Source organism: Paenibacillus sp. JT22N15, from assembly GCF_059383755.1.
Genome location: NZ_JBXENV010000004.1, coordinates 230155 through 252822, shown reverse-complemented (window position 1 = coordinate 252822; position 22668 = coordinate 230155). Strand labels below are relative to the sequence as shown.

The window sequence follows — 22668 nt, the reverse complement described above, 5'->3', positions numbered from 1 at the left end:
TGCTAAATGCCGCCTATTTTCCGGCCTGCGCGAAATTGCTTATACCAAAAATAAACGGTGCAGCCAATGCAATAACCTAGCAAGGCGGCGCTGGCGGCTAGCAGCAGCATAACGGAGAACGCATACGCTGCAATGTCCCAGCCAAACGCTGCGGTTGCGAGCGCCAACGTAAGGAAGAGCACAGCGAGCACATTGTTGAAGCGCTGCAGCTCAGCCGCTTGCGTCTCCGTGCCAGTCTCTTTTATAAACAGCTTCGCGATCCGTACAAAAAGATTAAGCTTCCCCGCGGAAGCAAGTCCGACCACTTGAATCATCCATAATATCCCCAATAACAAAGGTTGATTGAAGAAAAAGGAGAGAAGAACAAAAGCAACGATTCCAACTTGGTTCGCTTTTACATAGCGCATCGGCACTTCACGCATCACCGTTCACCTCTAATTCCAATTTATTTACTTGGTATTATTGTATGCCGTAGTTGAAATTTGAGCAACACAAATATTTTGTATCGTCGTCTAAAGGAAACAAGCTTTAAACCGGACTATAAAGGTGCTATATTTTAGCTACTATTATTTCTCGCCCTTGGGTCTGTGCAATGGCGGCGAAATGCAAGGAAATGATTCAAGAAATAATGCTTGAAAAAACGCATGAAAAAAAGATTGTACTTTTGCATCGCTGTGTGTTAAATTAATTTATGACCAATTGACCAAAAATGAATTTTAGTCAATTTTGATCATTAAGTTGAGCAATAAACGGTTGTAACGCTTTTTGCAAGGGAGGTTATGGGGATGGCGGTTGATCGCAAAACATTGATTTTGGAAGCGGCGGCGCAGTCGTTTGCACAGTTTGGCTATAAGGCAACGACGATGGATCTCGTTTCGAAAATCGCAAATGTAGGCAAAGGGACGATTTACACCTTTTTCAAAACGAAGGAAGAGCTGTTTGAGGAAATACTCGGCAAAGCCTTTGCAGAGCTGCAAAGCATTATGTGTGAGGGGACGAAGCAGGACGCGGCTTTTAGCGACAATTTGTTTAATGTGCTTGATTCGATTCTCGATTTCCGCTCCGACCATGAGCTGGCAGTGAAGCTTTCGCAGGAGGTTCGAGACATTGGAACGGTGCAGGCGCTTGATGGCATTCGCCGAATGGAACAGTTCGCGCTGGATTTTCTGAAGCAGCAGCTTGAACGGGCGATTGATAATGGCGAGGTGAAGCCTTGCAATCCGGCGATTGCCGCGTTTATGATTTTTCGGCTGTACATTGGATTGACGTCCGATTGGAATAAGCTGAGCGAGCCGCTTAGCAAGGATGAGATTAAACAAAATATGCTTTCCTTCATCGCATATGGCATTGTCGCCGATCCGGTGAAGTAATGGGCAAAGTCAGAGCAAGACGGCGATGCCTATTTTTTTGAAAAAAACTGACCAATATACCGAAATGGTCATTGGTTCAACATATAAGCAGCATAGATCAGCATATTGAAAAAGGACGTGTTCGCGATGGGTGTATTTCAAGTGTTTTGGAAGGAAATCAAGCTGCTCGGCAAGAAGCCGATGGTGCTGCTGACGTTAGCGGGGGTTGCTCTGCTGCCAATGCTGTATAGCAGCTTTCTAGTAGAAGGCTCGTGGGACCCTTACGGACAGACGAGCAAGCTGCCGGTAGCGGTTGTTAATCTTGACCAAGGGGCAGACTATGAAGGCAAGCAGCTGCATATTGGCGAGGATTTCGTCGATGAGCTGGGGAAAAATACTGACTTTAGCTGGTCATTCGTTACGCAGGATCAGGCAAAGACCGGCATGAGCAATAATCATTATTATATGACGATAACGATTCCTGAGCAGTTTTCGCAGGATGCGGCGACGCTGACAGAGGCTGAGCCGAAGCAGGCGGAAATTATTTTTGAACCGAATAGCGATTATAACTTTGTAGGCGCACAAATCGGCAGCACGGCAATGAAAGAGCTGAAGTCGAAGCTGTCCGTGCAAATCACGGAAGCCTATACGCGCAGCATGTTTGAGCAAATCGATAAAATTTCTGATGGGCTTGGAAAAGCAGGCTCCGGTGCAACGGAGCTGCAAGATGGGGCCGGCAAGCTGGGCGAAGGCATTACGACGCTGAAAACGAATTTGAACAAGCTGGCGAGCGGCACAGCGGACGTTCAGTCAGGTGTGAAGCAGCTTGCGAGTGGAGCGGGCGACCTTGCCAAAGGCGCAGGCACGCTGAAGTCGGGAACCGCGACTTTGTCGAGCGGGCTCAGTGAGCTGTCTGCGGCCGCTGCCAAGCTCGGCGCTGGGGCAAGCAGCGCAGGCGATGGCGCTGCGAAGCTTGAAGCTGGCTTGCAAGCGGCAAGCGTTGGAAGCGGGAAGCTGTCCGCTGGCCTGACGGCTTCGGAGAAGGCCAGCGCGCAGGTTGCGGCCGGCGCAAGCCAGGTCGCTGATGGTTTGGAGCAGCTCGTGGCGAGCAGCCCGGAGCTGCAGAGCAATGAACAGCTGGCACAGCTGCTGGCTGCAAGCCGCCAGGTGGCGTCCGGCAGCGAGCAGCTGCATGACGGACAGAAGCAATTGCTGGCGGGCAGCACGGAGCTTGCTAAAGGACAGAAGCAGCTGCTGGATGGAGCAGCTAAGCTTAGCAGCGGACAGCAGGAGCTGGCTCAAGGGCTGCATACCTTCAGCACCAAGATGAAGGAAGCTGCGGCCGGCGGCCAGAAAACAGCAGAAGGTGCTTCAAGTCTGCAGGCTGGAGCTGCCAAGCTGCAAACAGGACTTGGCAAGCTGAACGGCGGCGTTAGCGAATTGGCCGACGGCTCGAAGAAGCTTGACGATGGAGCAGGCCAGCTTGCCGACGGCTCCGTAAAGCTTGTTGACGGATCGGGCGAGCTTGCAAGCCAATTAAATGAAGCGGCGAGTAAATCGTCAGAAGTACAGTCAGGAGACAGCACGGTTAGCATGTTTGCTGCTCCAGTCAAAATTACGGAAAACACCGATCATAAGCTAAGCCATTATGGGCTGGGCATTACGCCTTATTTCCTATCACTGGCGCTGTTTATGGGTGCGCTCGTGTTTACGACGGTGTTCTCTTTGAGAGAGTCTGGCATTGCCAGTGCTACACCTATGCAGCGTTTTGTCAGCCGGACGATGACGTTTACGATGGTCAGTCTCGTGCAGTCGGTCATTGCCGACACGGTTCTGCTCTACGTCCTCAAGCTCGAAGTTCATAGCAAGCCATTATTTTTCCTATTCACGATTATTACTAGCTTAACCTTTACATGGATTGTCCAAATGCTCGTCACATGGCTTGACAATCCGGGCCGCTTTGCGGTCATCGTGCTGATGATCTTGCAGCTGACCTCAAGCGCAGGAACGTTTCCGCTGGAGATGCTGCCTGACTGGATGCAGAAGGTGAACCCTTGGCTGCCAATGACACACAGCATTATTGGCTTCAAAGCGATTGTAGCAAGCGGAGATTATGAGGTTATGCGCGAGCAAATGTTAATTTTAGGCATTTTTGCGATTATTGCGCTCGCCTTGACCTTCCTGTATTTTTATCGCCAGACTGGCAAAAATGAAAAATTACAAGCCATTACCGCTTAATGAAGCAGCAGAAAGAATGAAGAGGAATAATCGGAAAGAACCTCCTCTTTCATTCAACACGCAAATGCGTTAATATAATCTTAACAATTATCATTCAGGAAGCGGCCATCACGTGTTGATGGCTTCTTTTTTTTAAATATTCACCTTGATTATATTAACGTGGAATGCGAGAGAGTGAGTGAGGCTTATGCAACAACAGCTATTTGGGGAAAATAAGCAGCGGTCGCCTTTTTTGCTTGTTTATGCAGCGCTGCTGATCAAGCTGGCTTTATTTCGCTATTTTATTTTTGATACGATTACGATTAGAGATGTGGCGATGGACGGCCTAGGCTTGCTAGGCGTATTATTACTGTTCGAGCTGATTGCCCCCGGCAAGCGCAAAGGCGCTCTTTTTTTACTCGTTAATGGGGTGCTGTCGCTGCTGCTGTTTGCCTCGACGGTTTATTTTGACTATTACGGCTCGGTGCCGACGTATAATGTGTTGAAATCGATTAATCAAGTCGGTCAAGTACGGGCAAGCGTTCAGACGCTAATCCAGCCTGTCTATTTTACTTATTTTCTTGATGTGGCCATTTGGCTGGCGGTATATGCGGTGAGGCGATTTCGCACGCGGAAAGTGTATGAATACAAACGTATGGGCCGAGTATCGGTGCTGCTTGTCGTGCTGATCGGCAGTACATCGTTTCTCAGCCGCCAGGTTTATATGGATCAGTCGATTGCTAATGAGCTAGAGCGGGCTAAAAATCTCGGTTTTATCGGCTTTCAGGCATCTGCCGCTTGGCAGGCCAGCACGGAAGCCATTGAGACCGAAACTGGCAGTCTGTCAGAAACGATAGCTGAAATTAATCAGCTCCAAGCGAGCTATCCTTATGCTGAGGCTGGAGCAAATAAGGATGCGAAAGGCAAGCTAGCGGCGAAGCAGCCTGTGCAATTTGGTACGGCAGCAGGTAAAAATCTCATTGTGCTGCAAATGGAAGCTTTCCAAAACTTCCCGATTCATCTTAAGGTGGACGGCCAAGAAATTACGCCGACTCTCAATCAGCTGGCGGATGAGGGCTATTATTTTCCTCATGTGTATCAGCAAATCGGTCAAGGCAATACGTCGGATGCCGAATTTATGTCGAATACGTCGATTTATCCGGTTGGGAGCGAAGCGATGTCCAAAGGCTACGGGGACCGGGCGTTTCCAAGCCTCCCGAAGCTGTTGCAGGAGCAAGGCTATGATACAGCTACCTTCCATATTAATAACGTGACGTTCTGGGATCGCGATAAGCTGTATCCAGCGCTTGGTTTTGATGCTTATTATGATAAGCCTTATTATACGGATGACCATTTTAATGATTTTGGCGCGTCGGATGAGGAGCTTTATCGGGTCGGGGTCCAAAAGCTTGCAGAAATGAAGCAGCCGTTTTATGCGCAGTTCGTTACAGCTTCCAGCCATTTTCCCTTTAAAGTGCCAGCTGACCGCGTAACGCTAACGCTGCCGGATTCGCTTGCAGGAACGCAACTAGGCGACTATTTGACGGCGATTCATTATACCGATTATGCCATCGGTACATTGATTAGCAAGCTTAAGGAGCAGGGATTGTGGGATAATACAGTGCTGGTTATGTACGGCGACCACTTCGGACTGCAGCCTGACAAAATCGATCCAGAGCAATTTAAGACGGAGCTTGGCATGACGTATGATGCGCGGCTCAGCCGCTTTAATATTCCGTTTATCGTCCATGTTCCAGGCGGTGCCAAAGGCGGCAAAGGGCAGGTAGTCGAGCAGGTCGGCGGACAGCTGGATATGATGCCGACGATTGCTAATTTGCTTGGTCTTAAGCCGGAGGAATCGGGTGCTACGCTGTTTGGCCATGATCTGCTGAACATTGATCGGAACGTGCTCGGGATGCGTTATTATTTGCCGAGCGGATCATTTTTCAACAATGATATTTTGTTCGTTCCCGGCAAAGGCTTTGAGGACGGCACTGCCGTATCGCTTGATACGATGGAGCCGGTTACGAATTTTGAGCAATACCGCAGCGATTATGATTATATTATGAAGCTGATGGGCTTGTCTGATAAATACGTGCGAATGCTGCCAAAGCGCGAGCTTGAGGCGTATTAATAAGATGATATGGGTTAGAAAAATATAGTTTTTTGTTGTAAAAAAGCTCCGCCTATTGGCGGAGCTTTTCACGATTGCTATTCAAATTTTTCCACTCTTCAATGGCTTCGCTAACTTCTTTATCGCGTTGTTCGTCTTTCGGTCCGGGTATAGTCGGGGAGACTTCATAAACATTAAAACGAGTGTCTGCTACATCTGTGCGTCCTCTGCCAGAGCTTTTTACATAGTTGCTACTGTTCATTTGAAATCCACCACCTTTAATTCAAGTATAACCTAATCAGGTTATGCCCAGCAACATTAGGAATAAACATACGACTGCTGCCCATAGAGACTGCGCCATATTCATTGACGTAATGATGAATAAGTCCACTTTTTGCTTCGTAAGCTACAAATCCGTCTCCACCTTGCTCAATATGTCGCTGAGCAGCATAAGCAAAGAGATGGTGGGCCACGTATTTATATTTTTCTCTCACCCCGCGATTATGAGGAGCCTTTTCAATAAAGTGTATCCATTCATGGTCGCCACGATTTTCTAATGCTATGGCACCCTCTATTTGATCAGAGCCGACGACACAGATTTTATACACTTCCACATTACCCATCTGAAAGTACAATCGCCAGTTAAAACCTGGTGTCCAGTTTGGCCGCATTCCTTCTGTCTCGTTTTCAAAAAGCATAAAACCACCTCTAAAATTGTCAGAAATAGCCGGATTTTCATAAGGATTTATCTGAATTGTTTAGCAATATTTCTTTAAATGAATAAGACAAAAAATACCTCCAACATTGCTGGAGGTATTTTTTGTAGCTTATTTGAAAAAGAAAACGGCAGGACAGGCAGGCGGCTATTCCCGCGAAAAGCCTTCCTCTTCCAAATACTCGACAGCCTCTTCGTAGGTTTCGAAGGCCATCTCCAAATTCATGCCGTCGTAAATCATCCAAGTATCTTCCTCGAATCTCACTTGAAGCGTCTGCGCGTCATCGTTAGCCCATTGCTGATCGGAATTGGCCTTTTGTCTTCTGCGCTGTGCTCTGGTAAGCGGCACTTCAGGCTTGAACGATAGCGATTTGATCGCTTCGGCAATCAATGTGCGAAGCTCGGATTCATCCAGGCTGCGAATGTTGACAAGGCCCTTGTCGTCGATGTCATAGCCGTCCAGCAGGGCGGCGTAAACAAAGCCATTGCCGTTTGGATGAAGGTGGTAAACGACATTTTTGCGGTCGTATACGCTGCCTGCATATTGAAAATTAACGCGTCCGAGCGACACATCGCTGCGCTCCAGCTCGGGAAAGGACGTAATGATTTCAAGCTTTTGTTCAAAAGTTAGCATAATTTCCTCCATCGTTGAATCCATTTTACTTTAGCGTAAAGGGCGCTGGCTACAAATGCGCCTTGTTGACCTGCTCGTTGCGTACCATTTGCTCCAGCTTGTCGACGAGAGCCTGATGCTCAGGCGGCAGCTTCCGCAAGCCGAATAAGCGTTTGGCTTTGTTTTGCTTCAGCGTCTTCAGCATATACAGCTTCTCCCGATAGGTGAACATGGGTACCAGCCTCCAATCCAATTGCACCATAAGTTCCTCCATTATATAGGCTTCACCGTCAGGATGAAAGCTATAACCTGAACAATCAAGCTTTTTAGCAAGGGCAAGGCTGGTGGAAGGGTCTTCTTCTTTTTTTGCCTAGCCAAGCATAAGCTTGAATACGGAGTGGGACGATCCTTATGGCGGGAGGCGATAGAAGCATGGCAAGATGGGGGCGAAAATGGGGACTGCTTCAGCTGTTGAACCGCAATCGCAAGCTATCCTGGCCTGGACTGCCGCTGCGGCGGGTGAAGACAGTGAGCTGGAGCAGTCGTGGAAGCGTTAGCGAAAATTCAGGCAGCCGCAGCGGCAAAAGCTGGGGAAATGGCAAACTAACTGGCGCAGGCATTAGCCGCCCCAAAGGCTGGGGCAGCGGCAAGCTGACTGGCGCAAGCATGGGCCGGCGCAAAAGCTGGGGCAGCGGAAGCCGTCCTAGCTCCGGCAAGAGTCGCCCCAAAAGCTGGGGAATGGGCAAGCCGCTGTTTGGCAAAGGCAGCAGCTCTAGCGGTTTTGTAGCAAAATCGCCGTCAGGGCGTACGGCTTCCAGGCCAACTGCTTATGATGCCTTTCAGCCTGGGCAGTCACAGTCGTCCGGCGGGGGAAGCTGGGGCTCAAAGCCGAAATCGCCCATGCGAAAGCTCAAAATATGGGCGGTCATCATTGTGCTAACGCTGCTCATTGGCGGCATTCAGTCTTTTATATACGTAGATAGGCATTTGCGCGAGCCGCTTACTAAGGTTGCCCAGCTGCGAATTAAGCAAGTAGCAACGCAGGCAATTAATAAAGCGACGACGGAGCAGGTGTCCAGCCAGTCCGAGTTCGAGAAGCTGGTCGATTGGAAAATGAACAGCAATGGCAAAGTATCGGGGTTTATGCTGAACTATAACGAGCATACGAAAATTAGGGCGCAGACGATTGAAACGGTGCAATCGACGCTTGAGCATCTTAAGGAAATTCCCGAGCATATCCCTATTGGCAATGCGCTGGGCAGTCCGCTTATCGCGTCTTATGGTCCTCGTGTTCCCGTCAAGTTTGAGCCAGTCGGCGCGGTTAAAGTAGATCTCAGCACACGCCAGCAAAATGCAGGCATCAATATGATTTTAATTGAGGTGTACATTCATATTGTCGCGGAGGTTGCCATCATTATTCCGTTCGAAACGGAGCCGCAAATGGTGGAGACGGAAATTCCGATTTCCTATTTGCTCGTCGTTGGCGACGTCCCGATGTATTATTACGACAACAAAGGCAATCCAGTTGGCAGCTCTGCCCCTGGAGCCCCTAATATTGCTCTGCCGCTGTCAAAAGGAAGCGGAGTGACGCAGCCATCGGACGGCAGCATGCTGGAGGAGCAGCTTGATGCACCGGTGCTGCCTGCGCCGAGTGCAGACAATGAGAGCGAGCATTAGAAGCAGAAGCAAGGAGCCTGCAATACGGAAGCTGAAAAAAGGAAAGCCACTGATGCAATTGTCGCCTCAGTGGCTCATTCATGATTTTTTAGTTAGTAGCTGAATTACATGTACAGCATGAAGAAATTCAAGTCATGCCCGTTTTGCTTCAAGTAGTTGTAAAGCTGCGAACGGTGATGGAACGTATGGGTAGTGACCTCAATCAGCCATTTGACCTGAACCATGCCATGCTCCAAATAATAAGCTTTAGAAGATTTAGTCAGCAGCTCATCCTCGCTTAAGGAAAGGATATACTGCTTGAACAATTCAAGGTTAGCTTGAAAACGCTGAATCAGCTCGTCCGGGCTGGTGATGCCAGCGGCTCCATTTTCAACCTCTGCAACTTCCTGCTCTGTCTTTTCCTGCAAAATAGCAAGATCGGTAGCGGGAATAGCTGCCAAATGATGAACAAGCTCCTTCAGCGAACGCATATTGTCCTGCGGACGAAAGTCCCACTCGGTTGGCTGGATTTGGGCAATTAAGGAGCAGCTTGTCCGAACGGACAGCTCCAGCTCCTCCAGCAAATGATCTCTAACTGCAAATGTTCCTGACATCATGTATCGTCTCCTTGTTTGGTCGATTATTTTTTTATTGCTGCTCATAGCGGGCAGCGAGCTGGCATACTCGTTGATAGATAGCTGCCCGCAGCTCCGGCGGTTCTGTCACTTCGGCATCCATGCCGATATAGGTGAAAAACTGAACGGCCCAATCCCATTCGGACATGGGCAAATCCATCTCAAGCTTCCAAAGCTGGCTGTCGACCTGCTTGACCAGCTGTCCAAAGTGGGGGTCCTGCTCAGCGAGCAAAGCTCCCCTGTACGTTAATTGGGCAGCGATGTGTACGAGCTTCACGGCGTTATTTTCAGCAGGTGCAGCCTTATCCAAGTACGCGAAAGCCGCTAGTGGCGGCTCAATGGGCTCCAATTCCACAAAACGGTCGACGCGGAACGTTCGCTGTTCCTCATGCACGACGGAATAAGCTTCACAATACCAGAAGCCATGGGCTGTGTAGAGCCGAAGGGGCAGCAGCTCAAGCGACCTTTGATGCTGCTCGGAGCGGTAGAAGGCGCGAATCCAGATCGACGTTCCTGCATATTTCAGCAGTTCCTCCAGCAGCGGCGTTTTGTAATTCCGATCGGGAATGGCAATCTCCAAACGATCCAGGATCGGCTCTATATGCTGCAAAATATGCTCCGGCATCGTGGCTCGAATTTTATCAATAGCTGTAAAACGTGCTTGGTTAAAAGGGGTGTCGGCCATTTTGGTCATGGCATTCAGCGAAAACAACACAGCGAGCGCTTCCTGTGAATCGAAATGCAGCGGCGGCAGCTTATAGCCCTCCATTAATCGGAAGCCTCCCGCAGGTCCCGATAGGGCATATAGCGGTATTCCCATCTCGGCCAGCGCCTGCATATCGCGAAGAATCGTTCGCTTGGATACTTCAAGCTTGCTGGCCAAAGCCTGCGCTGTCTCGGGCCGCTGCTGCAAAGCCATCATAATGGCAATGAGGCGATCATTCCTTTTCAAACGTGGCCTCCCTCCCTTTTTAACCCAGTATAGCATGCCATTAGTGACAACATGTTTGTCATCATTAAATCAGGCTGCTCACGAAAAATGAAGGCTGCTATCCATGAAAAAAAACCGCTAGTCGCCAGCCAGAGGCCAGCAATTAGCGGTACATAGTGGAGCTGGGCTGCTATTTACCCATTTTTCATGCGTCGATGCTCCTCGCGCTCCCATGCTTTCAGCAGCGGATACGGGTCGAAGGACCATTCGATCAAGCCGCGGTCACGGTAAATGCCGTAATGAAGATGGGGCGGGAATTTGCCCTGGGTTCCCGGCTTGCCATAGCCGGAGCTTCCAACCCAGCCGATCACTTGCCCCGGCTTGACGACGGTTCCGGCGGCGAGCGATTTATCGAACCCGGATAGGTGCGCGTAATAATGGTAATAATTGTTGAGATCACGGATGCCAATGCGCCAGCCGCCGAATGGGTTCCAGCCCTTCACCTCGACAATGCCGTAGCAGGTGCTTTTGACCGAGAGGCCGTAGCCAGCGAACAGATCGGTGCCTTCGTGGCTGCGTCTGCCGCCCCAGCTGCGGGCGTTGCCCCAAGTGCTTTTATAAGAATAGTTATTCCCGACTGGGAGCGGAAAAGCATGCTCAAATAGATCTAGTCGCCCAAACGTTTCATAAATGCGCGTAAACTGCTGGATGCGCTGGACAGATCGGCTGTTATGATAATATTCCCATAGTCCGATAGCCAAATCGTCCTCAGTCGTTCCATGCTGCAAAATTTTGCTAGCGATCGCATACAGCAAATCAAAATCATTGTTGCGTTCCGCTTGCCCGTCGCCATCGCCGTCCCGGCCAATGCCGTTGAACCAGCGAATGGAAAGCGGCGATACGTCGGCTTTATTCGGATTCAGCAGGCCGCTCCATTGATCCTCTTCAATAAAGACGCCAACGGTTTGGCCTAGAAGCGGCCGCGTTTTGGGGCGTGCGCTGGACAGCGTGCGCTCATATTGATCAATAGCGGCAAGCTGGGGCCAGGATATGCCCGTCATCAAGCTTAATTTGTCGTACAACGTTTGCCGGGTAGCGAACACTTCGGCAGCTTTTGGCGTGGTCTGCGCGGAATGGACTGGCAAAAGGCTTTCATCCTGATGCTCTGCAGGTCGGGACGCCGCAAGGACTTGCCCGGAGTGCCCGGTTAATAGGCAGGCGGATAGTGTGAGTGCTGCTGCAAATCGCACGGTCTGTTTCAAGCTGTCCATCCTTTCTGTAGCTGTATGGCTTGATGGTTAGGTTTTGCAAATCATTGGTTTTTATGCGAAGCATGCACACTCGTCATCCATCGTAAATCTGTATGGCTTTTATCTGAAATTCGAATGAATCTAATGTGCGATAACGTGCTACATAGGGAAGAAACATGCTATAATAGCGAAAGTGATACGGCCAGGGCTTATCTTGAGACGGGACCATTAGAGCGTTTGAAGATACGACCTTGTTAAATGGAGTGAAAGCAGGGATGCCGGATGAAACCAACCAAACAAACAGAAAAACTGCCGAAGCCCGATTGGCTTCGCATTAAATTAACGACTGACGGCAATTACGCCGAAATAAAAGACATGATGCGCACCAAGACGCTGCATACGGTATGCGAGGAAGCGCGTTGTCCAAATATTTATGAATGCTGGGCGAATCGTACAGCAACCTTTATGATATTAGGTGACATTTGTACGAGGGCTTGCCGCTTCTGCGCGGTGAAGACAGGTATGCCGACGGAGCTTGATACACAGGAGCCGGAACGCGTTGCTGAAGCAGCTGAGCAGATGGGGCTGCGCCACTGCGTCGTAACATCCGTAGCGCGTGATGATTTGAAGGACGGCGGCGCATCCATTTTTGCCGGAACGATTCAAGCCATCCGCGAGCGCGTTATGTTTTGCCGCGTCGAGGTGCTCATTCCGGACTTCCTTGGCAATGAAGCTGCGCTTCAAGTGGTCATGGATGCAAAGCCGGATATTTTGAACCATAATATTGAAACGGTAGAGCGCCTTTCTGACCGCGTGCGTGCCCGGGCCAAATATGCCCGTTCACTGGAGCTTCTCAAACGCGCGAAGGCGATGAATCCGAAAATTCCGACGAAGTCGAGCATTATGCTAGGCCTTGGCGAAACATTTGAAGAGATTTTGAAAACGATGGATGATTTGCGTGCTGTGGATTGCAATATTTTGACGTTAGGTCAATATTTGCAGCCAACGCCAAACCATCTGCCGTTAGTTCGCTACGTGCATCCAGATGAATTCGCCGCTTTGAAGGAAGAAGGATTGAAGCGCGGATTCCGGCATGTCGAGTCTGGCCCGCTCGTTCGCAGCTCTTATCATGCGCATGAGCAGACGGATTCCGCTGTCGCCGCTGAGGAGCGCGAGCTGAGCAACGTATAAAGCTTGAACTGAAGCTTCGAGAGGTGGGAAGTCGTCTTGATTCAAATCGGTGGTAAAATTTATGAGCTTGTTCATGAGAACAGAAATGGCTGGAATCAAGAGGCCTTTCGTGCCCGCTACAGCGAGGTGCTGGAGCGGTATGATTATATCGTGGGCGACTGGGGCTATAGCCAGCTGCGCTTGAAAGGTTTTTTTAAAGACAACCATATGAAGTCAACTCGTGATACGATGTTCTCTTATGCATCGGATTACATTAATGAATATTGCAACTTCGGCTGCCCTTACTTTGTGCTGGAGAAGACCGGAAGCGTGAAGCAGTCTCCCGAGCTTGAGGAAGTGGACGAGGAGGATGCGCTGACGGCTGATCTCAACGACAAGCTGTTCACGGCGCTGGAGGAGGCTTTTCAGACGGTGGGGCAGGAGGAAGACGGCCATGTTGTGCAGTCTGCTGCTGCGGCAGCCAAGTCTCCTGGTGAAGCACGCCCTCTGAATCAGGGCCAGAAGCCAAGCCAGCAAGGCCAGAGTCATCATTCACGCGGCAGCTCTGCCAATCGCAGCGAGGATTCTTCGCAGCGCAGCGGAGGCAAGCAGCGTGAGCGCCGCAGCTACCGGCCGAATGGTGGCAGTGGCGGGGGCGGAGAACGTGCTGATCGCAGCGGCGGCAAGAAGCCGCCGAGAGGTCTTGCGGCAAGCAAGGAAATTGCCGCTTCCGCTGAAAGCAATGAAGGGTCGCCGGCTCAGCCGCAGCGCCAGAAATCGCCATATCGCGGTAAAAACCGCCCGCCGAAAACAAATCATTCCGAGCCAACCGCAGAATAAGCAGGCTCGGGTACAGGCTTAAGTTTAATAAAGCAGGAATGCTGGAGCTCATCCAGGTTCCTGCTTTTTTTTTGCAAATATAAGAATTTATAAGTTGTAGCTTATAAATAGGACTTATATTTCTCGGACTGAAACGCGCTGCGCCGCCAAAGAACGGCGACAGCCGTTTCACCTTGGTTCAACAGCAATTGGTAAAATCGGACAAAATGCTACATGGACGGTCACAGTCGTTGCCGATATCATTGATAATGAAAATCAATTAAAAATTCCAGGAGGTGCTTCAAACGGGAATGGCTTACGCGAATAAGGCAGCAATAGGCGAACTGGCAAGCTCACAGGCTTTTCAGAGGGCGAGAAGGCGGGTGTTCACCCAACTGATTGAAGCGCTCGTATTTGAAAGGCTACCCGCTTTCACATGCACAGAGCAGCGGGATGGCCAGCTGGAAATACTTATTTTCGGTCGCGATGATCAAGAGCGGCCGGTCCATTATAGCTGCCAAGGCAGAAAAATGCTAAGTTTTGGAAAAATAAAGCTGACGAACAGCATCATAACTCGCCTTCAGGATGGAAGGCAGGAAGAGGCGCAAGATATTGCCCTCTTTCTGGAGGAAATGGCTCGCTCACTTGCTGAGGCACCTAGCCAGATCAGCGCCTTTGCCGCTGAACTTGAGCAGACACTGCTGAAGGAAGCGGCTGCTTTGCAGTGGATAAGCGAGGAGGAGAGCAATAAACGGGGCGGCAGCCGCAGCTACGACGAGCTAGAGGGAGATGTGCTGGAAGGGCACCCGTACCATCCATGCTTCAAGTCGAGAATCGGCTTTACGATGGCTGATAATGAGGCATACAGTCCGGAATTTCATCCGCAATTTCGGCTGCTCTGGCTCGCTGTCTGGCGTGAGGATGTGGAAGTGACGGCATCCGAAGGGATAGATGGACGAGAGCTTATCCGTGCGGACGCTGGCGTGGAATTGCTCACGGAGTGGGAGCAGCGTCTGGAGCAGAAAGGCAGCAAACCGAAGGATTATGTATATATGCCTGTACATCCATGGCAGTGGCGGGAGGTGCTCTCTGGACTATTTTTCCAAGAGATCGCTTTAGGGAAAATCGTCGTATTAGGCGAAAGCCGCCACCTCTACTCGCCCCAACAATCCATTCGTACTTTAGCTAACCGCACAGAGCTTAAAGGGCTGTCGATTAAATTGCCGCTAAGCATCCGCAATACTTCATCAATGCGGACGATTAGTCCGCGGCATGCAAGGAACGGTCCGAGATCCTCGAACCGTCTTGCGGCTATGGTGGCGGGGGATCGTTATTTGAGCGAAACGCTGCGGCTCATTTTATTGCAGGAGCGGCTCGGCATTTCTTACCGTTATGAACGGCTCCCAGAATCAGTGCGCGGGCGGGCAGAAGGAACCCTTTGCGCCTTATGGCGGGACAGCGTCCATCTCTATGTAGATCAAGGTGAGCAGGCGGTACCATTCACGGCGCTATGCCATGTTAGGCGAGACGGGCAGCCCTTTATCGCGCCATGGGTGCAAGCGTCAGGAGTAGAGGTATGGCTCCGTCAATTGCTCGACGTTGTTTTGCGTCCGCTGCTCCATCTGTTGTTTGCACATGGAGCCGCAGTTGAAGCGCACGCGCAAAATCTTGTGCTGCTGCATCGCAGCGGCGTACCGTCGCGGCTAGCCGTAAAGGACTTTTCCGGCGGCGTATTGTTTTATAACGGAGAAAATGCGGACTCCGCGGCCTTGCCGGAAACGGATGTGAAGCATGAGGTTCGGGACGTTGTGCATAACGCTTTGTTTTTTGTGAATTTGGCGGAGCTTGCGTTGTTTTTGAACAAGCATTATTCATTCGCGGAGCAGCATTTTTGGCAGGCGGTTGCGGATGCGATCGGCGAGTATGAACGGGATTTTCCGCAGCTTGCAGAGCAGTTTGGGGCCTATAATCTGTTTGAAAATCGCGTCTTCGTCGGGCTGCTTGCCGCCCGCAGGCTGCGAGGAGATGGCGGAGAGCGGGACCACTGGATTGCGAATGCATTAGCTGGCTACCGTGACAGTGACAGTAACCGTAAAGCTAACCGCGAAGCTGGGCGTGATCAATCGGACTTCATAGAGGAGGAGAACAAGAAATGAAGGCACTTGAGCTGACGCAGCCCGAGGCGGGAATAGAGGAGATTGTCCATTCGGAGGCTTATCCGCCAGCGCGGCGGCGCGTATTTCGCCAACTGCTGGAGGCGCTGCTGTATGAGCAGATGATTGCTTACGACAGCCGCATCGCTGCTGATGGAGCGGAAGAAATAACGATCACGGGAACGGATGCCGAAGGGCGTCCCGTCTATTATCGCTGTGCATTCCGGCGCAAGCTGAGCTTTGGCAAGCTTCGCTTAACCAACCAGCTGCTGTATAGACAGGCAGCGGAGCATCAGGATGGACTCGGGCAGGAGGCCGAGGATATTGCATTATTTTTGCAGGAAATCGTTTCTGCGATGGTGGAGCCGCCGCGATACCTAGAGCGCTTCACGCAGGAGATCGAACAGACTCTGGTCAAGGAAGCTGCGGCCCGCAGTCACCGCCTGCTGCATCCGGTTAGCGGGAGCCGGGAGCTGGCGGATTTGGAAGGCGACGTCATCGAGGCGCATCCGTATCATCCGTGCTTCAAATCGCGAATCGGCTTTCAATTGGAGGATAATGCGCGGTATGGACCGGAATTTCATGGACGCTTCCAGCTAGTATGGCTGGCGGTCCATAAGGAGGATCTGATTTTCGCCGTATCCAAGGATCGTTCATGGTCAGAGCATATTGCTGGCGAGCTTGGCGAGGAGACCGTTGCCCGGTTCGTACAAAAGCTGGAGCAGCGAGGGCTTGCGGCGGCGGAATTTACGTTCGTCCCGGTTCACCCCTGGCAGTGGCGGGAGAAAATCGCTCCACTATATTTCCGCTTCATGGCCAGCGGACGTATGGTTGTGCTCGGCGAAGAAGGGGATCATTATTCTCCGCAGCAGTCGATCCGCTCGTTGTCCAATCGCAATAACCGGCTCAAAAATAATGTCAAAACCGCGATCAGCATCGTCAACACATCCGCTGTACGCCTTCTCGGAACGCATCATGTAACGAATGCCCCGATTTTATCGGATTGGCTTGAAAGCATTGTGGCTAGTGACCGCTATTTGCGCGATGAGCTTAAGCTTGTGCTGCTTAAGGAGCATGCGGGCGTCTCCTTCCGCTACAATTTATTGCCAGGCCCTGTGCGGGCTGCCGGCTATGGCACGCTCGGCGCAATATGGCGCGAGAGTGTGTATGTCCACTTGGAGGAGGGAGAGGAAGCAGCTCCGTTCACCGTTTTATGCCATATTGGCGCAGATGGCAAGCCGTTTATCGACAGCTGGGTGCAGCGCGAAGGACTTCGAAGCTGGCTGGACAAGCTGCTTACAACCAGCATGCTGCCGCTCATTCATCTGCTGTTCGAGCACGGCATTGCAATGGAATCGCATGGTCAAAATTTGGTGCTCATTCACAAGCAAGGCGTGCCTTCAAGAATTGCGCTTCGGGATTTGCCCGGCGGAGTGCGGTTCCATACCCGCGATGGGGAGAAGGAATCGAGACCCGAGCATTTACTGGACTCCGATCCGCTGCATCCTAACAGCTACAGCACATCGCCAATGGAAACGAATAATGTTCAAAAGATTCGGAATTTTCTGATGGATTCTTTTTTGCAAATTATGCTGGCTGACCTTTGTCTCGTTCTGGAGGAGCATTACGGGCTAGAGGAGACAGAGTTTTGGCAAGCCGCTGCGGCGCCGATCCATAGCTATTTGAGCGCATTCGGTCTGCATAAGGCAGAGCGCTATGATCTATTTGCTGAAACGATAGAAGTCGGGCAGTTAACGAGGCGCAGGCTGTTCGGCGAGCATGTGATCCGCAATCATGCTGTTGCCAATCCGCTATACCAAATGAGAGAAACAGGAGTGTGAACAAGATGAATGTGAATACGGTGCGCAGGCAAGAGGCAGGAGTGACCTCCGTAGTAGATTGTGTGGGCGGAACACCGCTCGTCCGGCTAAAAAGAATTTTTCCAGACTCAAGCGTCCGGCTGTTCGCCAAGCTGGAGATGATGAATCCGGGCGGCAGCATGAAGGATCGATCCGCGCTGTATATGATTGAGCAGGGCTTCGAGAGCGGCTTAATCGGGCCGAATACGCATTTAATCGAAAGCACTTCCGGCAATCTCGGTATCGGGCTGGCGATGGTTGCGAAGATCAAGGGGCTGAAGCTGACCTGTGTTGTCGATCCGAAAATTTCAAAAACGAATTTGCAAATTATTAAAAGCTTAGGCGCCAACATTGATATGGTTACCGTCAAGGATGAACAGGGCGGCTATCTCAAAACGCGGATTCAGCGGGTCAATGAGCTGCTGGGCCAAATTCAAGATTCCTACTGGATCAATCAATATGCCAATGAGTGGAACTGGAAAGCCTACTATTCTACTGCGGCGAGCGAAATTTTAGAGCAAATCGATGAAAAAATTGACTATTTGGTTTGTGCGGTCAGCACGACCGGCAGTATTTTGGGCTTTGCCCGGCGGCTGCGCGAGACGAATCCTCAAATGAAAGTAATCGCAGTGGATGCGGCAGGCTCCGTTATTTTCGGCGGCCAGCCGGGCTCGAGAGAAATTCCTGGCATTGGCGCAAGCCGCGTGCCGGAGCTGCTCAGCAGGGAGGAAATCGATGAGGTCATCTATGTGCGCGATTTGGAATCGGTAGCCGGATGCCAGCAGCTGCTTGGACAAGAGGGGATTTTTGCCGGGGGCTCTACGGGGTCGATCATAGCCGCGTTAGGCAAGCTGCTGCCGTCTATTTCTCCGTCCTCGACGATTGTTACCGTATTCCCCGATCGCGGGGACCGTTACATGGATACGATTTATAACGACGATTGGGTCAGTATGCTTGAACAAACAGGAGGAGCACTAGTATGAATAAAATGCTGTATTTGAACCGCGAGGATATTCGCCGGGCGGGAGGCGATTCGTCAGAGCTGTATGTGCAGGCGGTCAGCCGGGCACTTGCGCTGCATGCGGAGGGGGATTTTGTACAGCCGCTAAAACCCTATTTGCGCGTCAATGAACAGAGCGGGCATATTGCCGACCGGATTATCGCTATGCCAGCACATTTGGGCGGAAACGAGCCGGTATCCGGCATTAAATGGATCGGAAGCAAGCATGACAATCCATCACGGCTTGGCGCTGAGCGGGCCAGCGGCGTCATTGTGCTGAACGATCCACAGAGCAATTATCCGGTAGCAATACTGGAGGCGAGCTTGATTAGCGGCATGCGTACCGCAGCCGTTACCGTTATTGGCGCCCGTTATTTGGCGAAAAAGCATTTTGCTGCTTTAAGCTGCATCGGCTGTGGCGCGATTGCCGGTATGCAGATGCAGGCGATGCTTGAGCAGTTTCCAGCTATAAAGACGCTGCAGCTTTATGATTTGAATGCAGCGGCGGCGGAGCGTTTCGCCGAACGCCTTCGCGAGCGCTTCAACCATGTGAACATTACAGTTATGGGAAGTGCGGAAGAGGCTGTTCGCAGCGGCGAAGTGATCGTCACCTGCACCGTAGCCGACCAGCCGTACATTCCATTCGAATGGCTGCAAAAAGGCGCTTTCGTCAGCAATATTTCGATAATGGATTTGCAAAAGGATGTTTTTCTCCGTGCGGACAAAATCGTCGTTGACGATTGGCAGCAGGCAAACCGGGAGAAAAAAATTATTCATCAGCTCGTCACGGAGGGCAATTACTCACGCGAGCAGCTGTATGGCGAGCTGGGCGAGCTGGTCACTGGCCGGAAGCCGGGGCGCGAGAATGATGAGGAAATTATCGTGCTGAATCCAATGGGCATGGCCATTGAGGACATTGCCAGCGCCGCAGAAATTTATCGGAAGGCGAGAGAGGCGGGCATTGGCAGCGAGCTGGAATTGTTTGGCGCTGAGCAGGCCGCGCCATCTGCAGGGTGATGCCATGAGTGAGCGGAAAACAATCGCGGCTCCGCCTTCAATAGCGGAGCAAGCGCATGTGGAGCGGCTGCTCAATGCATATATGCGGGAAGCGGGACATTTTCGCCCGCTTCTTCATGAGGAACAGCAGCTGCCGATGGAGCTTCATGCGGCGATCGCTCGTGAAGGTGGGCTTGGGGCATTTATGCTGGAGCTGCCCCATTCCCGTTCCGCAATTGTTGGCTCTATTCGCTGGCTATCGGCGATGGGCCATCATAAATATGGCGACTCGCTGTGGCTGGTGGAGGGAACAGGAAGAGCTGCCCGTCATGCCCCGTTTAGCAGGCTGGATGGTGCAACTGGGCTAGCGGCCATTATGGTAGCCGAGCTCTCGCTTGCGAGCGGAAGCCGAGATGCAAGCAAAGAAGAGGCGTTTCTGGCGCAAATCTCCAGCTCGTTGAGCAATATGAGCCATTTCCTAGAGCAGTCAGGCAGTGGCGGGAGCCAGCTTGCGAGGACGTATGGCAGCGGGCGAATTCGGCTGGCAGAGCAGTCGATGCTGCAGGGCCATCCGTTCCATCCTGCTCCGAAAAGCTCGCAGGGTTTTACGGCGGACGATAAAGTCCGCTACGCGCCCGAGCTTGGCGCTGCGTTTACGCTGCATTATTTTGCCGCTGAGCCGGAGCTCGTGCAGCAGCAGTGGATTGGAGATCAAGCATTGGGCGAGAAAGGCGATTCGGTTACCCCTGAGAAGGTGCGCCTTGCCGCGCTGAAGCTGCTGCCTGCTGCTCGGCAGCATTACGTTCTTCTGCCTGTTCATCCTTGGCAGGCGGCGTATTTGCTCCGCTTGCCTGTGGTCGAGCGGCTTATGGAGCAAGGCGGGCTTGTGCATTTGGGCCCGCTGGGGAATGAAGTGGTACCAACCTCATCTGTGCGCACGGTTTGGGATGTGCAAAGCCCTTATATGATCAAGCTGCCGCTGCAAGTGCGAATTACTCATTTTGTGAGAAATAATCCAACAGAGCAGTTGGTAAGAACGATTGAGGCAAGCCGAATTCTCGCGCAGCTGGAGCAAAGCAGCCCGTTTGGAGAAACGTTCCATATTATCCTTGAAGAAGGCTATCAGACGATCAATTTGCTGGAGGATGTGCCATCTGAATCACTAGAGTCTGCTATAAGCGCAACAGAAGCGGCGGAACTGGCCGCGAGCTTCGGCGTCGTGTTCCGCCGCAATCCGGCTTATATGACGTCGGGGGATGAGCCTGAAGAAGCGGCTAGCCCGCTAGTAGTCGCCGCGCTGCTTGAGGAGGGAGCAGAACCGAAGTCTGCGCCAATAGGTGCCTTCATCCAGCTTGCTGCAGAGTCTCGGCAGGCGGCACCTGATCTTTCCTTTGCCCAGAAATGGCTGGAGCAGTATGTAGAAATATCACTGGTGCCGCTGATTTGGCTATTTGCAGAGCATGGAGTCAGCATGGAAGCACATGTGCAAAACTCGCTTGTGGCATTGGAGAGGGGCTGGCCGGCACGTTTTTACGTCCGGGATTTGGAAGGGACTAGCCTTAGCGAAGAGCGGCATGGACAGCCAGCTTACGGGAGGAAGTCCAGTTACGCAGCACGTGGGCACAGCTCAATTGGTAAGACTACCTTTACACTGCCGCAGGGCCATCCGGCGCTTTATGCAGACAAGCAGGCATGGGATCGATTTAAATATTATGTGCTGGTCAACCATTTCGGCCATCTCATTCATGCTATTGCTTATTCGCTGGATGTGGAGGAATTGGCGCTGTGGCAAACCGTTCATCATACGCTTCGCCGTTCTTCACGGCTCAGTGAGGCTGAACCGTATATGACCGATTTATTTCAAACGCCCCAGCTGCCAGCCAAAGCGAATTTGTCCAGCTGGTTCAGCCAGCGCGGCGAAAATCCGTCCTATGTCACGGTGCCGAATCCGCTTTATGCGGTGGCGGAGCGCAGGGACGGGCCTATTGCTGCCACCGTGCTGAAGCGGGTAATGTCGGATAAGCAGGAGCATGCCGATCAGCCCTATTGCGCATATTTGTACAATTTGGCGGAGCTTCGCTCGCATATTAGCCGCCTGACCGCCAGCCTGCCGGACTTCTGCCAGCTGTTTTATGCGCTGAAGGCAAACTCCGAGGCGCCTATTATAGGAGCGCTTGCTCCTTATGTTCATGGGTTTGAGACAGCTTCCGCAGGCGAAATCCGCAAAGCGCGCGAGGTGGATGCTAGCATTCCAGTTATTTATGGAGGTCCCGTCAAAACCGATGAAGCGCTGATGGAGGCTATGGAGCGAAAGGTTCGCCATATTCATGTGGAAAGCAGGCATGAGCTGCTGCGATTGAATGAGCTTGCCGCTAGGCGCGGGGAAATCATGCCGGTGCTGCTGCGCGTAAATGTGAGCATTCCTTTGCCGGATGCAAAGCTCGTAATGGCGGGACGGAAATCGCAGTTCGGCAATGACGAGCAGCAAATTCCCGAACTGCTGGAGCTGTCGCGCACGTTAAGCCATATCAAAATCGACGGTTTTCATTTCCATTCGCTATCGAATAATTTGAGCGTCGATCGGCATTTGGAGCTGCTCGCCTTTTATTGCCGCCGCGCTGCGGAGTGGACGCGGCAATTTCATCTGAACATCGCTTACCTTAATGTAGGCGGTGGAATTGGCGTCAATTATGCGGATTTGCTGCGCCAATTCGAGTGGGAACGGTTCACGGACGGGCTGCGGGAGCAGATTGCTCCGCTATGTGCCTCTGGCGTCAAGCTCGTATTTGAATGCGGCCGCTACATTGTCGCTTCTTGCGGCTATTACGCGGCTGAGGTAGCCGAGGTGAAAAATAATCATGGCAGCCGCTTCGCCCTGCTGCGCGGCGGTACGCACCATTTTCGCCTGCCGGCATCCTGGCAGCACAGCCATCCGTTCCGCATTATAGCGGTGGATAGCTGGCCCTATTCCTTTGAACGTCCGCAGCTGTCCGACAGCCGGGTAACGATAGCCGGCGAGTTGTGTACGCCTAAAGATGTGCTGGCGCGTGACAGCTATATCGAGCGGGTGCGTGTCGGGGACATTGTGTTATTTCCTTATGCAGGCGCTTACGGCTGGGCGATATCCCATCATCAGTTTTTAAGCCACGCGCAGCCGCAGCACATTTACCTTGATTAAAGAAACGGAGCTGA

Annotated in this window: 19 protein-coding genes; 11 read left to right on the top strand and 8 right to left on the bottom strand. The window is 51.7% G+C overall.

Translation table 11 applies throughout. The features are described from left to right. Positions 1-2 precede the first annotated feature (2 nt). On the bottom strand, positions 3-422 hold the full coding sequence (locus tag AC50X8_RS09650) for a DUF4395 domain-containing protein (protein ID WP_099521645.1): 420 nt from the start codon (positions 420-422) through the stop codon (positions 3-5). Between the two features lie 363 nt (positions 423-785). On the opposite strand from AC50X8_RS09650, the gene AC50X8_RS09645 reads away from it, so the two are divergent. The 3 genes from AC50X8_RS09645 (at position 786) to AC50X8_RS09635 (ending at position 5700) form a co-directional block, all read left to right on the top strand. Beyond that, complete coding sequence (locus AC50X8_RS09645) at positions 786-1370, top strand: TetR/AcrR family transcriptional regulator (protein ID WP_056041194.1); 585 nt, start codon at positions 786-788, stop codon at positions 1368-1370. Between the two features lie 126 nt (positions 1371-1496). Then, positions 1497-3587, top strand: a complete 2091-nt coding sequence (locus AC50X8_RS09640) for a YhgE/Pip family protein (RefSeq protein WP_494879516.1) — start codon at positions 1497-1499, stop codon at positions 3585-3587. Positions 3588-3774: 187 nt separating this feature from the next. Further along, positions 3775-5700, top strand: coding sequence for an LTA synthase family protein (locus AC50X8_RS09635; RefSeq protein ID WP_494879514.1), 1926 nt, complete (start codon positions 3775-3777; stop codon positions 5698-5700). A 52-nt stretch (positions 5701-5752) separates the two neighbouring features. On the opposite strand, the gene AC50X8_RS09630 is transcribed toward AC50X8_RS09635, so the two are convergent. The 4 genes from AC50X8_RS09630 to AC50X8_RS09615 form a co-directional block, all read right to left on the bottom strand. Then, entirely contained in the window at positions 5753-5941 is a 189-nt protein-coding gene (locus AC50X8_RS09630; protein WP_056041200.1) for a hypothetical protein, read from the bottom strand. Between the two features lie 16 nt (positions 5942-5957). Then, on the bottom strand, positions 5958-6377 hold the full coding sequence (locus AC50X8_RS09625; protein ID WP_494879512.1) for a hypothetical protein: 420 nt from the start codon (positions 6375-6377) through the stop codon (positions 5958-5960). Between the two features lie 165 nt (positions 6378-6542). Further along, positions 6543-7028 carry a hypothetical protein gene (locus AC50X8_RS09620; RefSeq protein WP_056041204.1) on the bottom strand — a complete coding sequence of 162 codons (486 nt, stop codon included), beginning with the start codon at positions 7026-7028 and terminating at the stop codon, positions 6543-6545. 49 nt (positions 7029-7077) lie between these two features. After that, a complete protein-coding gene (locus tag AC50X8_RS09615) occupies positions 7078-7281 on the bottom strand; it encodes a hypothetical protein (RefSeq protein WP_494879511.1) in 204 nt (67 codons plus the stop codon). Between the two features lie 158 nt (positions 7282-7439). Here AC50X8_RS09615 and yunB point away from each other — a divergent pair, with 158 nt between their 5' ends. Further along, the gene (gene yunB / locus AC50X8_RS09610) at positions 7440-8684 is read left to right on the top strand and encodes a sporulation protein YunB (RefSeq protein WP_494879509.1); all 1245 of its coding nucleotides are present in this window, start codon (positions 7440-7442) and stop codon (positions 8682-8684) included. A 104-nt stretch (positions 8685-8788) separates the two neighbouring features. Here yunB and AC50X8_RS09605 read toward each other — a convergent pair whose 3' ends face one another. From AC50X8_RS09605 to AC50X8_RS09595, 3 genes are all read right to left on the bottom strand, one after another. Next, the gene (locus AC50X8_RS09605) at positions 8789-9277 is read right to left on the bottom strand and encodes a DinB family protein (RefSeq protein WP_494879507.1); all 489 of its coding nucleotides are present in this window, start codon (positions 9275-9277) and stop codon (positions 8789-8791) included. Positions 9278-9311: 34 nt separating this feature from the next. After that, positions 9312-10250, bottom strand: coding sequence for a helix-turn-helix transcriptional regulator (locus AC50X8_RS09600; protein ID WP_063892662.1), 939 nt, complete (start codon positions 10248-10250; stop codon positions 9312-9314). A gap of 173 nt (positions 10251-10423) precedes the next feature. Further along, positions 10424-11500, bottom strand: a complete 1077-nt coding sequence (locus tag AC50X8_RS09595; protein WP_494879504.1) for a M23 family metallopeptidase — start codon at positions 11498-11500, stop codon at positions 10424-10426. Positions 11501-11761: 261 nt separating this feature from the next. Here AC50X8_RS09595 and lipA point away from each other — a divergent pair, with 261 nt between their 5' ends. From lipA to AC50X8_RS09560, 7 genes are all read left to right on the top strand, one after another. Beyond that, positions 11762-12670 carry a lipoyl synthase gene (gene lipA, locus AC50X8_RS09590; protein ID WP_056041212.1) on the top strand — a complete coding sequence of 303 codons (909 nt, stop codon included), beginning with the start codon at positions 11762-11764 and terminating at the stop codon, positions 12668-12670. 36 nt (positions 12671-12706) lie between these two features. Beyond that, entirely contained in the window at positions 12707-13489 is a 783-nt protein-coding gene (locus AC50X8_RS09585; protein ID WP_494879501.1) for a YutD family protein, read from the top strand. Positions 13490-13779: 290 nt separating this feature from the next. Continuing rightward, entirely contained in the window at positions 13780-15624 is a 1845-nt protein-coding gene (locus AC50X8_RS09580) for an IucA/IucC family protein (RefSeq protein ID WP_494879496.1), read from the top strand. After that, complete coding sequence (locus AC50X8_RS09575) at positions 15621-17462, top strand: IucA/IucC family protein (protein ID WP_494879492.1); 1842 nt, start codon at positions 15621-15623, stop codon at positions 17460-17462. The genes AC50X8_RS09580 and AC50X8_RS09575 overlap by 4 nt, the downstream gene beginning before the upstream one ends. 5 nt (positions 17463-17467) lie before the next feature. After that, positions 17468-18463: a 2,3-diaminopropionate biosynthesis protein SbnA gene (sbnA, locus tag AC50X8_RS09570; protein WP_494863204.1), complete on the top strand. Its 996-nt coding sequence runs from the start codon at positions 17468-17470 to the stop codon at positions 18461-18463. Further along, positions 18460-19497, top strand: a complete 1038-nt coding sequence (gene sbnB, locus AC50X8_RS09565; RefSeq protein WP_494879489.1) for a 2,3-diaminopropionate biosynthesis protein SbnB — start codon at positions 18460-18462, stop codon at positions 19495-19497. The genes sbnA and sbnB overlap by 4 nt, the downstream gene beginning before the upstream one ends. A gap of 4 nt (positions 19498-19501) precedes the next feature. After that, complete coding sequence (locus tag AC50X8_RS09560; protein ID WP_494879487.1) at positions 19502-22654, top strand: IucA/IucC family protein; 3153 nt, start codon at positions 19502-19504, stop codon at positions 22652-22654. Positions 22655-22668 lie beyond the last annotated feature (14 nt).

What these genes read in the sequence shown, in the direction of transcription:
- AC50X8_RS09625 (WP_494879512.1), bottom strand. Translation starts at nt 6,377, where the DNA reads ATGCTTTTTGAAAACGAGACAGAAGGAATGCGGCCAAACTGGACACCA.
- AC50X8_RS09575 (WP_494879492.1), top strand. Translation starts at nt 15,621, where the DNA reads ATGAAGGCACTTGAGCTGACGCAGCCCGAGGCGGGAATAGAGGAGATT.
- AC50X8_RS09620 (WP_056041204.1), bottom strand. Translation starts at nt 7,028, where the DNA reads ATGCTAACTTTTGAACAAAAGCTTGAAATCATTACGTCCTTTCCCGAG.
- AC50X8_RS09605 (WP_494879507.1), bottom strand. Translation starts at nt 9,277, where the DNA reads ATGTCAGGAACATTTGCAGTTAGAGATCATTTGCTGGAGGAGCTGGAG.
- AC50X8_RS09650 (WP_099521645.1), bottom strand. Translation starts at nt 422, where the DNA reads ATGCGTGAAGTGCCGATGCGCTATGTAAAAGCGAACCAAGTTGGAATC.
- AC50X8_RS09640 (WP_494879516.1), top strand. Translation starts at nt 1,497, where the DNA reads ATGGGTGTATTTCAAGTGTTTTGGAAGGAAATCAAGCTGCTCGGCAAG.
- AC50X8_RS09630 (WP_056041200.1), bottom strand. Translation starts at nt 5,941, where the DNA reads ATGAACAGTAGCAACTATGTAAAAAGCTCTGGCAGAGGACGCACAGAT.
- AC50X8_RS09580 (WP_494879496.1), top strand. Translation starts at nt 13,780, where the DNA reads ATGGCTTACGCGAATAAGGCAGCAATAGGCGAACTGGCAAGCTCACAG.
- AC50X8_RS09635 (WP_494879514.1), top strand. Translation starts at nt 3,775, where the DNA reads ATGCAACAACAGCTATTTGGGGAAAATAAGCAGCGGTCGCCTTTTTTG.
- sbnB (WP_494879489.1), top strand. Translation starts at nt 18,460, where the DNA reads ATGAATAAAATGCTGTATTTGAACCGCGAGGATATTCGCCGGGCGGGA.
- AC50X8_RS09560 (WP_494879487.1), top strand. Translation starts at nt 19,502, where the DNA reads ATGAGTGAGCGGAAAACAATCGCGGCTCCGCCTTCAATAGCGGAGCAA.
- AC50X8_RS09645 (WP_056041194.1), top strand. Translation starts at nt 786, where the DNA reads ATGGCGGTTGATCGCAAAACATTGATTTTGGAAGCGGCGGCGCAGTCG.
- sbnA (WP_494863204.1), top strand. Translation starts at nt 17,468, where the DNA reads ATGAATGTGAATACGGTGCGCAGGCAAGAGGCAGGAGTGACCTCCGTA.
- AC50X8_RS09595 (WP_494879504.1), bottom strand. Translation starts at nt 11,500, where the DNA reads ATGGACAGCTTGAAACAGACCGTGCGATTTGCAGCAGCACTCACACTA.
- lipA (WP_056041212.1), top strand. Translation starts at nt 11,762, where the DNA reads ATGAAACCAACCAAACAAACAGAAAAACTGCCGAAGCCCGATTGGCTT.
- AC50X8_RS09615 (WP_494879511.1), bottom strand. Translation starts at nt 7,281, where the DNA reads ATGGAGGAACTTATGGTGCAATTGGATTGGAGGCTGGTACCCATGTTC.
- yunB (WP_494879509.1), top strand. Translation starts at nt 7,440, where the DNA reads ATGGCAAGATGGGGGCGAAAATGGGGACTGCTTCAGCTGTTGAACCGC.